General features: G+C 65.0%; 15 protein-coding genes. 9 read left to right on the top strand and 6 right to left on the bottom strand.

Annotated features, from left to right (window positions below):
- Window positions 1–111: 111 nt before the first annotated feature.
- From xylB to ACE10W_RS25975, 6 genes are all read left to right on the top strand, one after another.
- Window positions 112–1,557 carry a xylulokinase gene (xylB, locus tag ACE10W_RS26000; RefSeq protein ID WP_011088529.1) on the top strand — a complete coding sequence of 482 codons (1,446 nt, stop codon included), beginning with the start codon at window positions 112–114 and terminating at the stop codon, window positions 1,555–1,557.
- A gap of 126 nt (window positions 1,558–1,683) precedes the next feature.
- Window positions 1,684–3,207 (top strand): sugar ABC transporter ATP-binding protein, encoded by a 1,524-nt coding sequence (locus ACE10W_RS25995; RefSeq protein WP_028173319.1) that lies wholly within the window; start codon window positions 1,684–1,686, stop codon window positions 3,205–3,207.
- Entirely contained in the window at window positions 3,200–4,240 is a 1,041-nt protein-coding gene (locus tag ACE10W_RS25990; protein ID WP_375762057.1) for a ribose ABC transporter permease, read from the top strand. Before ACE10W_RS25995 ends, ACE10W_RS25990 begins: the two co-directional genes overlap by 8 nt.
- A gap of 101 nt (window positions 4,241–4,341) precedes the next feature.
- Entirely contained in the window at window positions 4,342–5,289 is a 948-nt protein-coding gene (locus ACE10W_RS25985; protein ID WP_028173320.1) for an ABC transporter substrate-binding protein, read from the top strand.
- A 241-nt stretch (window positions 5,290–5,530) separates the two neighbouring features.
- Window positions 5,531–6,352, top strand: coding sequence for a helix-turn-helix domain-containing protein (locus ACE10W_RS25980; RefSeq protein ID WP_011088525.1), 822 nt, complete (start codon window positions 5,531–5,533; stop codon window positions 6,350–6,352).
- Between the two features lie 71 nt (window positions 6,353–6,423).
- Entirely contained in the window at window positions 6,424–7,089 is a 666-nt protein-coding gene (locus ACE10W_RS25975) for a DsbA family oxidoreductase (protein ID WP_011088524.1), read from the top strand.
- A gap of 7 nt (window positions 7,090–7,096) precedes the next feature.
- On the opposite strand, the gene ACE10W_RS25970 is transcribed toward ACE10W_RS25975, so the two are convergent.
- The 6 genes from ACE10W_RS25970 to ACE10W_RS25945 all read right to left on the bottom strand — a co-directional run bounded on the left by ACE10W_RS25970 (window position 7,097) and on the right by ACE10W_RS25945 (window position 12,288).
- Window positions 7,097–8,266: a GNAT family N-acetyltransferase gene (locus tag ACE10W_RS25970; protein ID WP_304547656.1), complete on the bottom strand. Its 1,170-nt coding sequence runs from the start codon at window positions 8,264–8,266 to the stop codon at window positions 7,097–7,099.
- A gap of 163 nt (window positions 8,267–8,429) precedes the next feature.
- Entirely contained in the window at window positions 8,430–9,869 is a 1,440-nt protein-coding gene (ccoG, locus tag ACE10W_RS25965) for a cytochrome c oxidase accessory protein CcoG (RefSeq protein ID WP_304547654.1), read from the bottom strand.
- A 28-nt stretch (window positions 9,870–9,897) separates the two neighbouring features.
- The gene (locus ACE10W_RS25960) at window positions 9,898–10,287 is read right to left on the bottom strand and encodes a DUF302 domain-containing protein (protein ID WP_011088521.1); all 390 of its coding nucleotides are present in this window, start codon (window positions 10,285–10,287) and stop codon (window positions 9,898–9,900) included.
- Window positions 10,288–10,329: 42 nt separating this feature from the next.
- The gene (locus ACE10W_RS25955) at window positions 10,330–10,533 is read right to left on the bottom strand and encodes a DUF2892 domain-containing protein (RefSeq protein ID WP_011088520.1); all 204 of its coding nucleotides are present in this window, start codon (window positions 10,531–10,533) and stop codon (window positions 10,330–10,332) included.
- 28 nt (window positions 10,534–10,561) lie between these two features.
- On the bottom strand, window positions 10,562–11,005 hold the full coding sequence (gene trxC, locus ACE10W_RS25950) for a thioredoxin TrxC (RefSeq protein WP_304547651.1): 444 nt from the start codon (window positions 11,003–11,005) through the stop codon (window positions 10,562–10,564).
- Window positions 11,002–12,288 (bottom strand): NAD(P)/FAD-dependent oxidoreductase, encoded by a 1,287-nt coding sequence (locus tag ACE10W_RS25945; protein WP_011088518.1) that lies wholly within the window; start codon window positions 12,286–12,288, stop codon window positions 11,002–11,004. The genes trxC and ACE10W_RS25945 overlap by 4 nt, the downstream gene beginning before the upstream one ends.
- Before the next feature lie 117 nt (window positions 12,289–12,405).
- On the opposite strand from ACE10W_RS25945, the gene ACE10W_RS25940 reads away from it, so the two are divergent.
- The 3 genes from ACE10W_RS25940 to ACE10W_RS25930 all read left to right on the top strand — a co-directional run bounded on the left by ACE10W_RS25940 (window position 12,406) and on the right by ACE10W_RS25930 (window position 17,045).
- Window positions 12,406–12,705 carry a helix-turn-helix transcriptional regulator gene (locus tag ACE10W_RS25940; RefSeq protein WP_236842090.1) on the top strand — a complete coding sequence of 100 codons (300 nt, stop codon included), beginning with the start codon at window positions 12,406–12,408 and terminating at the stop codon, window positions 12,703–12,705.
- Window positions 12,706–12,834: 129 nt separating this feature from the next.
- A complete protein-coding gene (locus ACE10W_RS25935) occupies window positions 12,835–13,824 on the top strand; it encodes an efflux RND transporter periplasmic adaptor subunit (protein WP_038967177.1) in 990 nt (329 codons plus the stop codon).
- On the top strand, window positions 13,821–17,045 hold the full coding sequence (locus tag ACE10W_RS25930) for an efflux RND transporter permease subunit (RefSeq protein ID WP_304547650.1): 3,225 nt from the start codon (window positions 13,821–13,823) through the stop codon (window positions 17,043–17,045). The genes ACE10W_RS25935 and ACE10W_RS25930 overlap by 4 nt, the downstream gene beginning before the upstream one ends.
- Window position 17,046 lies beyond the last annotated feature (1 nt).

Raw genomic sequence — 17,046 nt, 5'->3', positions numbered from 1 at the left:
GGCCTGGAGATCGACGAATGGCAGAGCCTGCCTTGACGCGATCAGGCTTCTTGGATTGATTGGGCCATCCGACCGCCGTCGTCCATCCGGCGTCGGCAATTGTTCGCATCCATGTATCTCGGCATCGATCTCGGCACCTCGGCGGTCAAGACCGTTCTCGTCGACTCCGCGCAGCGCGTGATTGCCAGCGAAAGCCGGCCGCTCGCGACCGCTTCGCCGCGGCCCGGCTACTCCGAGCAGGATCCCGCGCAGTGGGTCGAGGCGACCTTCGCCACGCTGGATGCCTTGAAGGCGACGCATGCCGGCGCGTTGGCCGTGGTCGAAGGCATCGGACTGTCGGGCCAGATGCATGGCGCCACGCTGCTCGACGCGAGCGCAAGACCGCTGCGGCCTTGCATCCTCTGGAACGACGGGCGGTCCGTCGCCGAGTGCCGCATCCTGGAGCAACGCTGGCCCGCCTTGCGCGCGACGACGGGCAACAAGGCGATGCCCGGATTCACCGCGCCAAAGCTGCTCTGGATTGCGACGCACGAGCCCGAGGTTTTTGCCGCGACGAAACGCGTCCTGCTTCCGAAGGCTTATTTGCGCCTGGTCCTGACGGGCGAAGCCGTCGAGGATGTCTCGGACGCATCGGGCTCGCTGTGGCTCGACGCCGCGCGGAGGGACTGGTCGGATGCAGCACTGGCCGCGACCGGCCTGTCGCGCGATCACATGCCGCGACTGGTCGAGGGCTGCGCGCCCGCGGCAACATTGCGCAGCGAGCTCGCGCAACGCTGGGGCATGGTCAGACGGCCGAGCTTCGCGGGCGGTGCCGGTGACAATCCGGCGGGTGCCGTCGGCATTGGCGCGATCAGGGCGGGAACCGCGTTCATCTCGCTGGGAACCTCGGGCGCCTTGCTGGTGCCGACGAGCAGGATCGCCGCCAACCCGGATCGCGGGGTGCACACGTTCTGCCACGCCATCCCAGGAATGTGGATTCAGGCCGGCGCGATTCTCTCGGCGGCCTCCTGTCTTGCCTGGATCTCGCGCTTGTTCGGCATTGCCGAGGCGGAATTGCTGGCACCGCTTGGGTCCCGCCCGCAGGTGCCGTCTCCGGTGAGCTTCCTGCCTTATCTGGCGGGCGAGCGGACACCGCACGACGACCCCGTCGTGCGCGGCATGCTCGATGGCTTGAGCCACGGCACCGATCGCGAGGCGATCGTGCAGGCCGTGCTCGAGGGCGTTGCCTTCGCGCTGGCAGATTGCCGGGACGTGCTCGCGGATGCCGGCATTACGGTCGCGGAAGCCGATGCCATCGGAGGCGGTTCACGGTCCCGGTTCTGGCTGTCGGTGCTGGCAAGCGTTCTGAATGTTCCGATCCATCGCTTTGCCGAAGGTGAAACCGGAGCGGCGTTCGGTGCGGCAAGATTAGGGCGTCTTGCTGTCACGGGTGAGGCAATCGACGCCGTCTGTACGCCGCCGCGACGCATCGAGACGTTCGAGCCTGATCGCGTGCTCGTCGATGCCTATGCCGATCGGCTTCCCGCCTGGCGCGAACTGTATCGGCCACGCCGCTAGCGCCGTTTCGATTTCGCTTTCCCGTCGGTTCGGTATTGCCCTGTGCCGCGGCGTTTTGTTTAATGCGCGAACCGCGCTGAGAAAACGAGACGCGGGTGGGAAACGCATTGTGCGTCGGGAGGCACGATGAACGATCCGATCCTCGAGATGCGCGGGGTCTCGAAAAGCTTCTTCGGCATCAAGGCGCTGCGTGCCGTCGATCTCACCGTCTATCCCGGCGAAATCCATGCCCTGATGGGCGAGAATGGCGCCGGCAAATCGACTCTGATGAAGATATTGTCCGGCGCCTACCGGCCCGATCCGGGCGGAGAGATCCGCATCGAAGGCAGGCCGGTGCGGATCGAAGGCCCGCTCGGCGGCCGCGCCGCGGGCATCTCCATCATCTATCAGGAGCTGTCTTTGGCTCCCAATCTCAGTGTCGCGGAGAATATTTATCTCGGCCGCGAGATCTCGCGCTCGGGCTTGCTGGCGCGCGGCGCCATGCGCCAGGGCGTCGGCCCCATCCTGGAACGGCTGGGCGCGGACTTCCAGCCATCGACATTGGTGGCGCATCTGTCGATGGGCCAGCGCCAGCTCGTCGAGATCGCGCGTGCGCTGCACGCGAGGTCGAAAATCCTGATCATGGACGAGCCGACCACTGCGCTGTCGGCCGGCGAGAGCGAACGGCTGTTCGCGCTGATCCGTCAGCTCCGCGCCGAGGGGCTCGCCATCATCTACATCTCGCATCGCATGGACGAGGTCTACGCGCTCGGCGACCGCGTCACCGTCTTGCGCGATGGCCGTCTCGTGGGCTCGCTCGACAAGCCGGAAATCCGGGCCGATACCATCGTGCGGCTGATGGTGGGGCGCGACGTCTCCTCTTTCTACAAGAAGGACCATGACCCGGAGGCGGGGCGGGGACACCCTGTGCTCAGTGCGATCGACATGTCTGACGGCCGGCGCGTCAAGGGCTGCTCGCTCACCGTGCATGCCGGCGAGGTAGTGGGGCTTGCCGGCCTGATCGGTGCCGGACGCACGGAGCTTGCGCATCTCATCATCGGCGCGGCGGCAAAAACGTCGGGCCGTCTCGAACTCGAAGGCCGCCCGATCGACATCCGCACGCCCGGCGAGGCGCTCGAGGCCGGCATCGCCTATCTGACGGAGGACAGGAAGGCGCTCGGCCTGTTTCTCGACATGTCATGCCTGGACAACATCAATCTCGCGGTGCTCGGGCGCGATGCGAAGCTTGGCTGGTTCCTGGATGGTGACAAGGCGCGCGAGCGCGCCGACAGGGCCTTCGCGGGGCTTAGCATCCGCGCGGCCAATGTCGGCGTGCCGGCCGGGGGCCTGTCCGGCGGCAACCAGCAGAAGGTGCTCTTGTCGCGGCTTCTCGCCATCGCGCCAAAGATCCTGATCCTCGACGAGCCGACGCGCGGCGTCGATGTCGGCGCGAAGTCGGAGATCTATTCGATCATCGACAATCTCGCCAAGGCCGGCACAGCGATCCTCGTCATCTCGTCCGACCTGCCGGAGATCATCGGCATCTGCGATCGCGTCATCGTGATGCGGTCGGGACACATCGCAGGCGAGGTCAGCCGAACCGAGACGGCGCCGCTCAATCAGGAGGATATCATGGCACTTGCTACGGGGATGGAGCATCTCGATGCCTGATAACGGATCGACGCAGGCGAAGGCCGCCACGGCAAACGGCCTGGCCGCCGCCCAGGAGACCAGGCGTCAGCGCATCAGGCTTCTGATCCGCGCGGCCGGCATGCTGCCGGTGCTGCTGCTGCTATGCGCCGGCTTTCACTACCTGTCGGATGGCCGTTTCTTCACCGGACAGAATCTCGGCATCGTCTTGCAGCAGGCCGCCGTCAACACCGTGCTTGCCGCGGGCATGACCTTCGTCATCCTGACCGGCGGCATCGATCTCTCGGTCGGCTCGATCCTGGCGGCGTCCGCGATGGCCGGCCTGACGATCTCGAAACTGCCGGAGCTCGGGGCGCTGTGGCTGCCGGCCGCCGTTCTCACCGGCCTCGGCTTCGGTGTCGTCAATGGCGCGCTGATCGCGCTGTTGCGCCTGCCGCCGTTCATCGTGACGCTGGGCTCGCTCACCGCCGTGCGCGGTCTGGCGCGGCTGCTCGGCGCCGACACCACGGTGTTCAATCCTTCCATTCCCTACGCCTTCATCGGCAACGGCTCGCTGACGCTCGTTCCGGGCGTTGCTTCGATCTCGTGGCTCTCGGTGATCGCTTTGCTCGTCATCCTCGTCTCGTGGCTGGTGCTGCGCCGGACCGTGCTCGGCGTGCACATCTACGCGGTGGGCGGCAACGAGAGCGCGGCGCGGCTTGCCGGCATCAAGGTCTGGGCCGTGCTGATCTTCGTCTACGGCGCATCGGGGCTGCTGGCCGGACTTGGCGGCGCCATGCAGGCGGCGCGGCTCTATGCGGCCAACGGCCTTCAACTCGGCCAGTCCTATGAACTCGACGCCATCACCGCCGTGATCCTCGGCGGCACCTCTTTCGTCGGCGGTATCGGCTCGATCTGGGGCACGCTGGTCGGCGCGCTGATCATCGCGGTCCTGTCGAACGGCCTGATCCTCACCGGCGTCTCGGACATCTGGCAATATGTGATCAAGGGCCTGGTGATCATCGGCGCCGTGGCGCTGGACCGCTACCGGTTGCAAGGCTCGGCCAGAACCTGAAAGGTGCGGCGCGCAGCTGAGCGCGGGTGGTTCGATGTGAGATTCCGGTACGGCAACTGGTCAGCCGTGCCGGAGATGAAGACAGACCAGGGAGGAAGCCAATGTTGAAGACGATCACGCTTGCCGGCGCCGCGACGGTGCTTGCCCTAAGCACCGCGCCGTCCTTCGCCAAGGAGCTCAAGTCGATCGGCGTTTCGCTCGGCTCGCTGGGCAACCCGTTCTTCGTCGCGCTGTCGAAGGGCGCCGAGTTCGAGGCCAAGAAGGCCAATCCCAATGTGAAGGTCACCACGGTCGGCTTCGAATACGACCTCGGCAAGCAGGTCACCCAGATCGACAATTTCATCGCCGCCGGCGTCGACCTGATCCTGTTGAACCCCGGCGACCCCAAGGCGATCGGACCGGCAATCAAGAAGGCACAGGCGGCGGGTATCGTCGTCGTCGCGGTCGACACCGCGGCCGAAGGCGCCGATGCCACCGTGACCACGAACAACGTCCAGGCCGGCGAGATTTCCTGCCAGTACATCGTCGACAAGCTGGGAGGCAAGGGCGACGTCATCATCGAGAACGGGCCGCAGGTTTCCGCCGTGATCGACCGCGTTGTCGGCTGCAAGAACGTCTTCTCGAAGAATCCCGGCATCAAGGTGTTGTCCAACGATCAGGACGGCAAGGGCTCGCGCGAGGGCGGCCTCACCGTTGCGCAGGGTTACCTGACCCGCTTCCCCAAGATCGATGCCATCTTCGCCATCAACGATCCGCAGGCGATCGGCACCGACCTCGCAGCGCGCCAGCAAAACCGCACCGGCATCGTCATCACCGCGGTGGACGGCGCGCCCGACATCGAGGCCGCGCTGAAGGATCCCGCATCGCTGCAGATCCAGGCTTCCGCGTCACAGGATCCGTTCTTCATGGCGCGGCGCGCCGTGCAGGTCGGTGTCGGTATTCTCAATGGCCAGAAGCCGGCATCGACCGTCGAACTCCTGCCGTCGAAACTTGTGACCCGGGACAATGTCGCCGAGTACAAGGGGTGGACGTCGGATCGGTCGCAGTAGTCATTCTGCATCTGTCGCGGGACTTATCGGCCGGTGGCGCTTGGACGGTGCAGGCTGCGCGTCCGAGGCCACTGTGGGCGCGCCGGAAGACGGCCCAGGAAATGCCCGGCAATGGTCTTGCATGACCATTGCGCGGACATCGACGCGCGTCGGCAATCCAGCGATTTCAGGAACTCAAGCGCCAATTCGATTACCTCGCGGGTAATGGAAGGGCTGAAATCCGCGTGCTAGGTTTTCGACCATGAACGCACATGCATCCACGGCGCACGCCGAACGCAGCCAGCCGATCCATATCGGTGACCATTTGCGCGAATGGCGTCAGCGCCGCCGGATGAGTCAGCTCGATCTGGCGGGCGAGGCGGAGATTTCCGCACGGCATCTGAGCTTCGTCGAGACCGGCCGCGCCGCGCCCTCGCGCGACATGGTGCTGAGGCTCGCTGAACGTCTCGACGTGCCCTTGCGCGAACGCAACGTGCTGCTGGTCGCCGCCGGCTTTGCGCCGGCGTTTCCGCAGCGCCCGCTGGAGGATCCCGCCTTGAAATCAGCCCGCCAGGCGATCGACCTCGTCCTCAAGGCACACGAGCCCAATCCGGCGCTCGCGGTGGACCGGCACTGGAACCTGGTCTCCGCAAACCGCATGGTGGCGCCGCTGCTCGACGGCATTCCGCAGCGGCTGCTCGGCCAGCCGTTCAACGTGCTGCGGCTCGCGTTTCATCCCGAGGCGCTGGCGCCGCGCACGGTCAATCTCGCGGAGTGGTGCGGGCATCTGCTGGAGCGGCTGCACCGGCAATGCGAGGCAACGGCCGATCCGGAGCTAATCAAGCTCTACAACGACCTGAAGAGCTACCCGATCCCGGCACGATCGGCGCCGCTGTCGAGCGACAATGTCGCCATCCCCTTCAAGCTGCGCCACGAGGGGGAGATACTAAGTTTCTTCTCCACCACCATGGTGTTCGGCACGCCCGTGGACATCACCCTGTCGGAGCTTGCGCTGGAGACGTTCTTTCCGGCCGACGAGCGTACCGCGGAGCGGCTGAAGCAGATGGCAGCAGCTATGACATAGCGCTCTTGCCTCGGGCCGGGTTCGGCCTATCTTTGGGCGAACCCTTAAAGTGCCCGAAGGAGGCGCCTGACATGAGCACGCTGAAACCGCTCCAGATCGACGTCGTCTCCGACGTGGTGTGCCCGTGGTGCTATATCGGCAAGCATCGCATCGAAAGCGCGCTGGCGCTCGTGCCCGACGTTCCGGTCAAGCTGAATTTCCGCCCCTTTTTCCTCAATCCGTGGGTGCCGCGCGAGGGCATCAGCCGCGAGGACTATCTCACCCAGAAGTTCGGCTCGGTCGACGCCTATAAGGGCATTGCGGGGCGCGTCGTCGCGGCCGCGAGCGAAGAGGGCCTCGTCTACAAGCCGGAGCTGGTCGCACGTCAGCCCAACACGACCGACTGTCACCGCCTGATCCTCTGGGCGGAAGCGATCGGCAAGGCGCCCGAGATGAAGCAACGCCTGATGGAGCTCTACTTCCGCGATGGCGGCGACCTCACCGACGTCAACGTGCTGGTGCAGGCGGCCGCCGATGTCGGCCTCGATGCCGACGACGTGCGCAAGCGCCTTGCCACCGACGAGGACGTCGCGCGCGTCTCGGCCGACGCGCAGGAAGCCTCCGAGAAGGGCATCTCCGGCGTGCCGACCTATGTCTTCGCGCAGAAATACGCCGTCTCCGGCGCGCAGGACCCGAACCTGCTCGCCCGCGCCATCCGCCAGGTCTCGGCGGAGATCAACGCGCAGGCGGCGGAGTAGGTTTCGCTTATTTGCGGAGGCGGCGGACCACGCGTCGCGTGGCCTCGTGCGCGGCGTTGAGGCCGACCAGTGCTGCGTGAACGAGCGGCACGACCGGATCGTTCCGCCGCAGCGGAATCAGCACGTCACCGATCGCAAAGCGCCCGCGCCAGATCGGGTTGATCATGGGGTGGTCGGCGCTCGCGGTGGAATCCGCGCTGGCGATGGCGGGGTCGGCGCAGAGGCGACGGGTGAGGTCGAGCGTGAGCTGCACGCCCGGCGAATATCTTGCAAAGCGTTCGTCGATGCCGAGCTTGAAGAAGAAGGCGCGGTCCTGATGGCGCAGCACGATGCCGGCGGCGACCGGAATCGTGCCGGCGCGCAAGCTGACGATCTCGCACTGCGCAGTCTCTGCCAGCGCCGGCACCGCGCGGCGGATGAAGGTCGCATCGCCCGCATGCTGGATCAGCGCGGTGCCGCGCTTGCCCTTCCAGCCGCTGGCTTCGAGCTGCAAGAATGCTTCGAGTGCGGGCCCGATCTCGTCAGGCCGGCGCGCGACCTCGAACACGACGGGGCCGTGCTCTTCGAGACGATGGCGCTGGCGACGCAGCTCCTTGAGCTTCCTGGCGCCGAGCGCCTCGCGCAGCAGCGTCTCGCCGTCCTGCGTCGCATCGAGGCTGGCGCGGATGTAGGAGCTGAGAACACGCGGCTTCAGGCCGTCGCGATTGAGAGCCTGTTTGAGCGACGCCATGGCCGCGCCGTCGAGCGCGACGTCGTTCAGCACGAGCGCATGCGCGCCGGTCTCTCGCGCCTGCTGCAGCAGACGCGTCGCCGCCTCGATCGGAGCGTCGCGGTCGATCAGCGGGCTGCACAGCGTGCCATAGGGATGCGCGCTCACCAACGCGGGCAGGGGAATCTTCCATGCCCGCCACAGCGAGATCACCGGCATCAGCCCGATCAGTCGCGTCGAATATCCGTCCAATGCGGGCAGTGCCGAGGCCCCCGTGCGGCCGCGCGCGGTCGCGCTGACGGCGAGCTCCCAGGCGGGCAGGTAATATCCGTTCGGCTCGACCGCCCGCTGCGCGAGCGCGCGCCATTGGCCGGCTTCAATTGCATCAAGCGGGACGAGCGCGCGCGTCGTCGCGGCATGCTTTGCCGATGCCGGATTGATCGCTGCCTGGTGCGCGATGTCGACCACGTCCCGTCGTCCCCGTTCACGCGGGCTGAGCCCGGGTTACGCGGTCATCCTTAGCGCAAAGATTGGAAAATCCCGTTGGGATACCGCTTCAATTCGAGCGGTAGTGTTAACGTCTCGTTCAGCATCCGGCGGCAGCCGCCGGATGCGCCATGGCATGTGGGAGCTACTGCTCGCCCGGCACGAAATGATCGCGGGCGCTTGCGCGTCCGCCACCGGCGGTGTCGGTGATGGCGATGCCGACGTCGCGGGAGGTCTTCGGCAGGTCGCCGGGGCCGACCTGCACCGACAGCCTGACCTCGCGGGTCTGATCCTGCCCGACCTCGATGACGGGCTTGCCGTCGGAGCCGGCTTCGATGCCGGCGACGCGAACGGTGGCGCCGGGCAGGCCGGAGACCTCGAGCGCAAACGATCGCTGCGCGCCCTTGTTGAGGATACGGACGGTGTAGTCGTTGCGCACCCCGCCATCCGAGAGCTGGACGAAGAGGGGATTGCGCTCATGCAGCACGTTGACGTCCATCGTCGTACGCGTCGCGAGGGCATAGAGCATGATGCCGCCGACGATGGCGATGGCCGCGGCATAGGTCAGCGTGCGCGGACGGATGATGCGGTAGAGCGGCGGCTTGCCCTCGCGCCGGCGCTGCATGTTGATGTCGGTATCGTAGCCGATCAGGCCGGCGGGCCGGCCGATCTCGCGCATCACGTTGTCGCAGGCGTCGATGCACAGGCCGCACTGGATGCAGCCGAGCTGGATTCCGTTGCGGATGTCGACGCCGGTCGGGCAGACATTTATGCACTGATGGCAATCGACGCAGTCGCCGGCGCGATCGCCATGCGCGCGGGCCGTGTCCGCCTTCTTCACCGACATGCGCGGCTCGCCGCGGTCGCGGCGATAGGTGACGTTGAGCGCCCATTCGTCGGTCAGCGCCGCCTGGATGCGCGGCCACGGACACATGTAGATGCACATCTGCTCGCGGGCGTGACCGGCAAAGACATAGGTCGTGGCGGTGAGGATGCCGATCCAGAGATAGGCGATGAACGGGGCCTGGAAGGTGGCGAGCTCCTTCACCAGCGTCGGCGCGTCGGAAAAATACAGCACCCAGGCGCCGCCGGTCCACCAGGCGATCATGATCCAGAGAAAGTGCTTCAGCACGACCTTCCGGATGTGATCGAACGTCCAGTAGCGCTTGTCGCCCTGCATGCGCTCACGCCGGTCGCCCTCGACCCAGCGCTCGACCGCGTAGAACAGGTCGGTCCACACCGTCTGCGGGCACATGTAGCCGCACCACAGCCGGCCGGCGACCGCGTTCATCAGAAACAGCGTCATCGCCGCGATGATCAAGAGCCCGGTGAAATAGTAGACCTCCTGCGGCCACAGCTCGATGAAGAAGAAGTAGAAGCGCCGATGCGGAAGATCGATCAGCACCGCCTGGTCCGGCAGGCCGGGTCCGCGATTCCAGCGCACGAAGGGCAGGAGATAGTAGGTCCCGAGCGTGACGCAGAGGATCGCCCATTTGATGCGGCGGAAAGGGCCCTGGACGGATTGCGGATAGACCTTCTTCCGCTTCTCGTAGAGAGGTCCCTCGATGAAGGTGTCGTCGCTCATGGTCGGCCTCTGCAATCTGCGAATGGTCTCACGCAATCTCGGCGACGACTTGCTTCAGCAACTCGCGGACCTGTCCGGCGACGGCGCCGAGCTTCGGATTCTCGATGGCCGCCATCGAGGCGACGGGATCCACTGCCGAAATCTCGACCTTGCCGCCCTCCCGCTGCTGAACTACGACGTTGCAGGGAAGCATCGTACCGATCTTGTCCTCGAGGGTCAGCGCCTCATAGGCGAGCTTGGGATTGCATGCTCCGAGGATGAGGTAGGGTCGAAACTCGGCCCCGAGTTTCTTGTTCAGGGTATCCTTCACGTCGATCTGGGTGAGCACGCCGAAGCCATGGTGCTTCAGCGCTGCGGTCGTGGCCGCAACCGCTGCGTCGAACGGCAGGTCGACCGTTTTCGAGAAGTGATAGGTCATGGACTGTCTCCGTGGAATTGGGCTGTCTTCGCCGCGTCGCGCTCAGGAGAACGCGCAGCCGCTGCTCAGGCCGAGCTTCTTGAACACGATCGCAGCGGGGCAGAAGCCCGTGAACGAGGCCTGCAGCATGTTCAGCCCGGCGAACGCCGTCAGCAGATACCAGTACGCATTCACGTAGGTGCCCAGTGCGAGTCCAAGCAGGACGACGAAACCTGCGAAGGCGAGAACGGCTTTGTCGACATTCATGGCATGCTCCTCTTTGACTATGTTGGCGTTACGAACGGGTCAGGCTGGCTTGGGTCCAAGCCACAATGCTGCGTGCATCCATCGCGCCGGCGTGGCGGGCGATCTCGCGGCCGGCGCGCATCAGCAGCAAGGTCGGGATGCCGGTGATGTTGAGGCGCGACGACAACGCAGGAGCGTTGTCCGAATTGAGCTTCAACAGCCGGATCTGCGGCTCCAGTTGCTGCGCGGCGCGTTCGAACATCGGCGCCATGGCGCGGCATGGCCCGCACCAGGGCGCCCAGACGTCGACCAGAACGGGAATGTCGCTGTTGACGACATGACGTCCAAAGGCTTCCTCGTCCACCTCGATGGGATGGCCGGTAAACATCGGCTGGTGGCAGGCGCCGCAGCGCGCGCCTTCCGGCGTACGCTCGGCTGGCAGGCGGTTGGTCCGCCCGCAATGCCCACAGACGATCTGGCGTGTCTCGCTCATGTGCCCGTCCGGACCTCCTTGATCTTGGCGATGTTCAGCTTGTCGAGCAGGAAGCGTTCATAGAACGGTTCGCTCTCGCCGCGTCGCATCTTGCGGAGGAAATACTTCTCGAAGGCGACCTTGGCGTAGTGCACCCACTCGCCCTTGGACGACCAGTTGACATTACGCGGCGGAATCTGCGGTTGCGCCAGGAAGGCGACGCCGGAATCGCCGAAATCGGCAAGGCAGATCGCATTCCAGGTCGGCTGGGCGCTCGGCTCCTTGCCCCGGAGCAGGGCGCCGATATTCAGCGCGGTCGCGGTCACCATGGATTCGATCATGAAGCCGGTTTTCGGCACGCCTACCGACACCGGCGTTGCACCGACCGGCGCGATTGCCACGCAGACGCCGACGGCAAAGACATTTGGGAAGGCGGGGTTGCGCTGGTGCTTGTCGACTATTACGAAGCCGCGCGGGTTGGTCAGCTTGTCGATGCCGCGAACCGCCTCGACGCCGCGGAACGCGGGCAGCATCATGGAATATGCAAAGGGCAGCTCGTGTGTCTTGTGCACCGCGCCGCCCTCGCCGAGCTCTTCGACGACCATCTTGCCCGCCTCGACGCCCTTGACGCGTGCGTTGGTAATCCACTTGACGTGCTTCTCGCGCATCTCGCCTTCGAGAAGGCCCTTGGTGTCGCCGACGCCGTCCAGGCCGAGGTGGCCGACATAGGGCTCCGAGGTGACGAACGTCATGGGGACTTGATCGCGTAGCTTGCGCCGGCGCAACTCGGTTTCCAGGATGAACAGGAATTCGTACGCCGGGCCGAAGCAGGAGGCCCCTTGGACCGCGCCGATCACGACCGGGCCGGGACGGGCTGCGAGCTTTTCGAATGCGTCCTTGGCGTGCGAGGCGTGATCGACGTGGCAGATTGATTGCGTGTGGCCTTGCGGGCCCAGGCCGGGAATCTCGTCGAAGGCAAGCTCGGGCCCCGTCGCGACGACCAGATAGTCGTAGTTGATCGACGTGCCATCGCTGAGTTCGACGCGGTTCTCGGTCGGGTGCAGGCGCTTGGCGCCCTGCGTCAGTAGCCGCACGCCCTTGCGCTTCATGATGTCAACGAGATCGATCTCGATCTCATCGCGCTTTCGCCAGCCGACCGCGACCCAGGGGTTCGATGGGACGAAATGATAGATAGCGCCCTGCGAGATCACGCTCAGACGATCGTCCTTTCCGAGCTGGGGCAGCAATTCATAGGCCATCAGCGTCCCGCTAAGACCGGCTCCAATTACGACAACTTCCGCCATGGGTTACCTCCGCTGGATAAGCGGCTCCGCCAGTTGGGTCTGGCTGTTCTGCCGCGATGCTTGACAAGATATTCATAAATTCGTATATACGCAAGTATGAAAATAGATAGCGAAACCATGGAGCGGGCGGCCGACCAGGCGAGCGACCTGTTGAAGGCGCTTTCCAACCGCCACCGGCTTCTCATCATCTGCCAGCTCATCGAGGGTGAGCGCTCGGTCGGCGAACTCGCCGAGTTCCTGAACCTGCGAGACTCCACGGTCTCTCAGCATCTTGCGCTCCTCCGCAAGGATGGCCTTGTGTCATCACGTCGCGACGCGCAGACGATTTTCTATTCGATCGCGAGCGAGCCGGCCCGCGAGATCCTGAAGACGCTCTATCAGGTGTTTTGTGCACCCAAGTCCGCAAGGTCGAAGTGAAATCTACGAGCGCTCAAGTTGCGGCGCGTTGAGCAAGATCAACGCGCGACCCCGATAAAGCTGAACGAAATCACACACAAGGACACCGCGCCGCGGTGTAATGGTTCCATGATCGCCCGGACACGCCCCATGCGACTCCTAGGATTGTTGGCGGTTCTTGCGGCCACCGCCCTGCAGACCGGTCTCGCCGCTGCGGAAGCGTTCACCGTGACACAGCACCCCGTCGCAGACGAAAAGGCCGTGTTTGCAACGGTGGAGAGTGTCAGCGTGGTGCCCGCGCGCGGACGTATCGGCGGAATTGTGGTCCAGCTCAATGTCAGGGAAGGGGATCCTGTTACTGCCGGCCAGGCGATCGCGATCATTGGTGACGAGAAGCTGGCCCTTCAGATGAAGGCCCTCGATGCGCAGATCGAGGCGCTCCAGGCTCAAGCCAATCAGGCGCAGATCGATTTCTCGCGGATCGAAGGCCTTGTCGAACGCGGCACCCTCCCGCGCGTCAAGCTTGACGAGGCGAGGACCGCGCTGAACGTCGCCGAGAACGGGCTGCGCGCGAAGACCGCCGAGCGCGCCGTGATCGCGCAGCAGCTCAGCGAGGGTCAGGTGCTGGCGCCTTCCGGTGGCCGGGTGTTGAGAAAGCTCGTGACTGTCGGCTCTGTGGTGATGTCCGGCGACGCGATCGTCACCGTCGCGCAGCAGCACTTCAAGTTGCGGCTGCGGGTGCCGGAGCGGCACGCGCGTCTGCTCAAGGCCGGCGACAGGATTCGGGTCGACGGCGCCGAGCTTGGTGAGGATGCGTCCAAATGGGGCGTCATCGATCTCGTCTATCCGCAGATCGAGGAAGGTCGTGTCATTGCAGACGCCAGCGTCCAGGGTCTCGGCGAATACTTCGTCGGGGATCGGCTGCGGGTGTGGATCTCCGGCGGCCTGCGGCAGGCATTCGTCATTCCGGCAGGCTACGTGACGACCCGGTTCGGGATCGACTACGTGCGGCTTCAGAAGGCGGGCGGGGTTGTCGACGTGCCGGTGCAGCGCGGTCGCGAGCTGCCGACGCCCGCGCTTCCCGATGGGCTTGAGATCCTGTCCGGCATCCGTGCCGGCGACCAATTGGTGCGGCCGTGAATCTCGGACTCTCGGGCCGGCTTACCAAGGCGACGATCGCCTCGCCGTTGACACCGTTGTTCCTGCTCGCGGCGCTCGTGGTCGGCCTCATCGCCGTCGTGGTGATCCCGCGTGAGGAAGAGCCGCAGATCAGCGTGCCAATGGTCGATATCCGCGTCAATGCCGATGGCTTGCGCGGTCCCGACGCAGTTGAACTCGTCACGAAGCCGCTGGAAGCGATCGTCAAGGGCATCGACGGCGTCGAGCATGTCTACAGCCAGACCGAGGACGACCGCGTGATGGTCACCGCGCGGTTCCTGGTCGGAACGAAGTCGGAGGATGCGATCCTCCGCGTCCATGAGAAGATCCGCGCCAATATCGATCGCATCCCAGTCGGCATCCCCGAACCGCTGATCGTCGGTCGTGGCATCAATGATGTCGCGGTGACTGTATTGACACTGGCGCCGAAGCCAGAGGCGGCCGGGCGCTGGACGGACAAGGACCTGTTCGAGCTCGCCGACAAGCTGCGCTCGGAGCTCATAAAGATCGACAGCATCGGACTGACCTACATCTCTGGCGGCGCGGCGCAGCAGATCAGGGTCGAGCCAGATCCGGAAAAATTGTCGCTGTTCGGCGTCACCCTGCAGCAGCTCGTGGCCAAGGTGAAGGACGCCAATCGCTCGTTCCTGGCTGGCCAGGTCCGCGATGCCGGCGTCGTGCGCAATGTCGCGGCCGGCCAGACGCTCGCGGGCATTCCCGACATTGGATTGCTCTTGATCTCGACCCGCGACGGTCGGCCGGTCTATGTCAAGGACGTCGCTTCCGTCATCATCGGACCAAATACGGCCGAGCATCGGGTCTGGAACGACGCGCGCGACGAGAAGGGGCAGTGGACGCGTGTACCCGCGGTCAGCCTGGCGCTCGCCAAGCGCGCCGGCGCCAATGCAGTCGTGGTCTCGGCCGACATCGGCCGGCGCCTTGAGGGATTGAAGGGGCGCCTCATTCCCGACGACGTTCAGGTAACGGTGACGCGCGACTATGGCGAGACTGCCAACGAGAAGGCCAACGAACTCCTATTCCACCTTGGGCTCGCCACGGTCTCGATCGTGGTGCTGATTGCGATCGCGATCGGATGGCGCGAGGCGGTTGTGACCTTCGTCGTCATTCCGACGACCATCCTGCTCACGATGTTCGCGGCCAACCTGATGGGTTACACCATCAACCGGGTCAGTCTGTTCGCGCTGATCTTCTCGATCGGCATCCTGGTCGATGACGCCATCGTCGTGGTTGAGAATATCGCGAGGCATTGGGGCATGCGCGACGGCCGGCCGAGATTGCAGGCGACGATCGAGGCGGTGGCGGAGGTCGGCAACCCGACTATCGTTGCCACGCTCACGGTGGTCGCTGCGCTGTTGCCGATGCTGTTCGTCTCTGGATTGATGGGCCCTTACATGGCGCCGATCCCGGCGAATGCCTCGGCGGCGATGCTGTTCTCCTTCTTTGTAGCGATGGTCGTAGCACCCTGGCTCATGCTCAAGCTGGCGCCGAGAACTGAGGCTGCAGGGATCGAGGCCGGCCACCAGGAAGGGCGGCTGGGGCGGCTCTATCGGCGCTTTGCCACTCCCATCGTTCGGAGTAAGCGCGCCGCCTGGATCTTCCTGCTCGGCGTCGGCATCGCGACTCTGCTGTCAATGATGCTGTTCGCGACCAAGTCGGTCACGGTGAAGCTGCTGCCGTTCGACAACAAGTCGGAAATCGCCGTTGTGGTCGACCTTCCGGAAGGGGCGAGCCTGGAGGCGACCGAGCGCACGCTGTTCGGCGCGGCGGAGATCGCGCGGCAATTGCCGGAGGCAACCTCGCTACAATCCTATGCCGGCACGCCGGCGCCGTTCAATTTCAACGGCCTGGTGCGGCACTATTATCTGCGCGAAAAGCCAGAGATGGGCGAGCTGCAGGTTAACCTGGCTGCCCGCGGCGAGCGCAATCGGGCAAGCCATGATATCGCTCTGGAGCTGCGGCAAAGGCTGAGGGCGCTTGACATCCCGAAGGGCACCAGCATCAAGGTGGTCGAAGTGCCGCCCGGGCCGCCGGTGCTGGCGACGCTGTTGGCCGAAATCTACGGTCCCGACGCCGCGACGCGCCGCGCTGTGACGGCCGAACTGAAGAAGGTCTTTGCCGAGGTCCCCTTCATCGTCGATGTGGACGATTCCATCGGCGAGAAGCGGCCGCGGCTGCGGCTGTCGATCGACCAGGACCGGCTCGAGTTTTTCGGCGTCGAGCAGCGCGATGTCTATGACACGATCCAGGCATTGTTCGGCGGCATCTCGATCGGCTACTCGCATCGTGGCGAGGATCGCAACCCGATCGAGATCGCGGTGCATCTCGGCAAGCGCCACCTGGTCTGGGACGAGGCACTGGCCTCGACACCGGTGCCCGCCAACACGCTGCCCGGCAGCAAGACGGTCGTCGAGCTTGGCCAGGTCGTGAAGGCGACCATGGAGGAGGGCTCGCCGACGATCTTCCGCCGCGACGGGCGCTTCGCCGACATGGTGATGGCTGAGCTTGCCGGGCGTTTTGAAGCGCCACTCTACGGCATGCTGGCGGTTGCGGATCGCGTGGATGCGCATGATTGGGGCAATCTGCCGAAGCCTGCGATCAGCCTGCACGGTCAGCCGACCGATGAATCCCGTCCCACTTTGCTGTGGGACGGCGAATGGGAGATCACATGGGTGACGTTCCGCGATATGGGTGCCGCCTTCGGTGCAGCCATTCTCGGCATTTACGTGCTGGTCGTCGCTCAGTTCAAGAGCTTCCGCCTGCCGCTCGTGATCCTGACGCCGATCCCGCTGACGCTGATCGGCATCCTGGTGGGACATTGGCTGCTGGGCGCGCCGTTCACGGCCACCTCGATGATCGGCTTCATCGCGCTTGCCGGCATCATCGTGCGCAACTCGATTCTGCTTGTCGATTTCATCCGGCACAGTGGCGGGGAAGGCAAGTCGCTTCGTGAGGTCGTGCTTGAAGCCGGCGCCGTTCGTTTCAAGCCGATCTTGCTGACCGCACTTGCTGCCATGATCGGCGCCGCGACCATCCTGCTCGATCCGATCTTCCAGGGATTGGCGATCTCGCTTCTCTTCGGGCTCGCGTCCTCGACGCTGCTCACCGTGCTCGTCATCCCTGCGATCTACGTCGCCCTGCGCACGCCGCGCGAGGCGGCTTCCACGACGACTAAATCCAGCTAGC

This window comes from Bradyrhizobium sp. B025, from assembly GCF_042257955.1.
Classification (GTDB): Bacteria; Pseudomonadota; Alphaproteobacteria; order Rhizobiales; family Xanthobacteraceae; genus Bradyrhizobium; species Bradyrhizobium diazoefficiens.
This window is presented reverse-complemented; position numbering and strand designations above follow the sequence as displayed.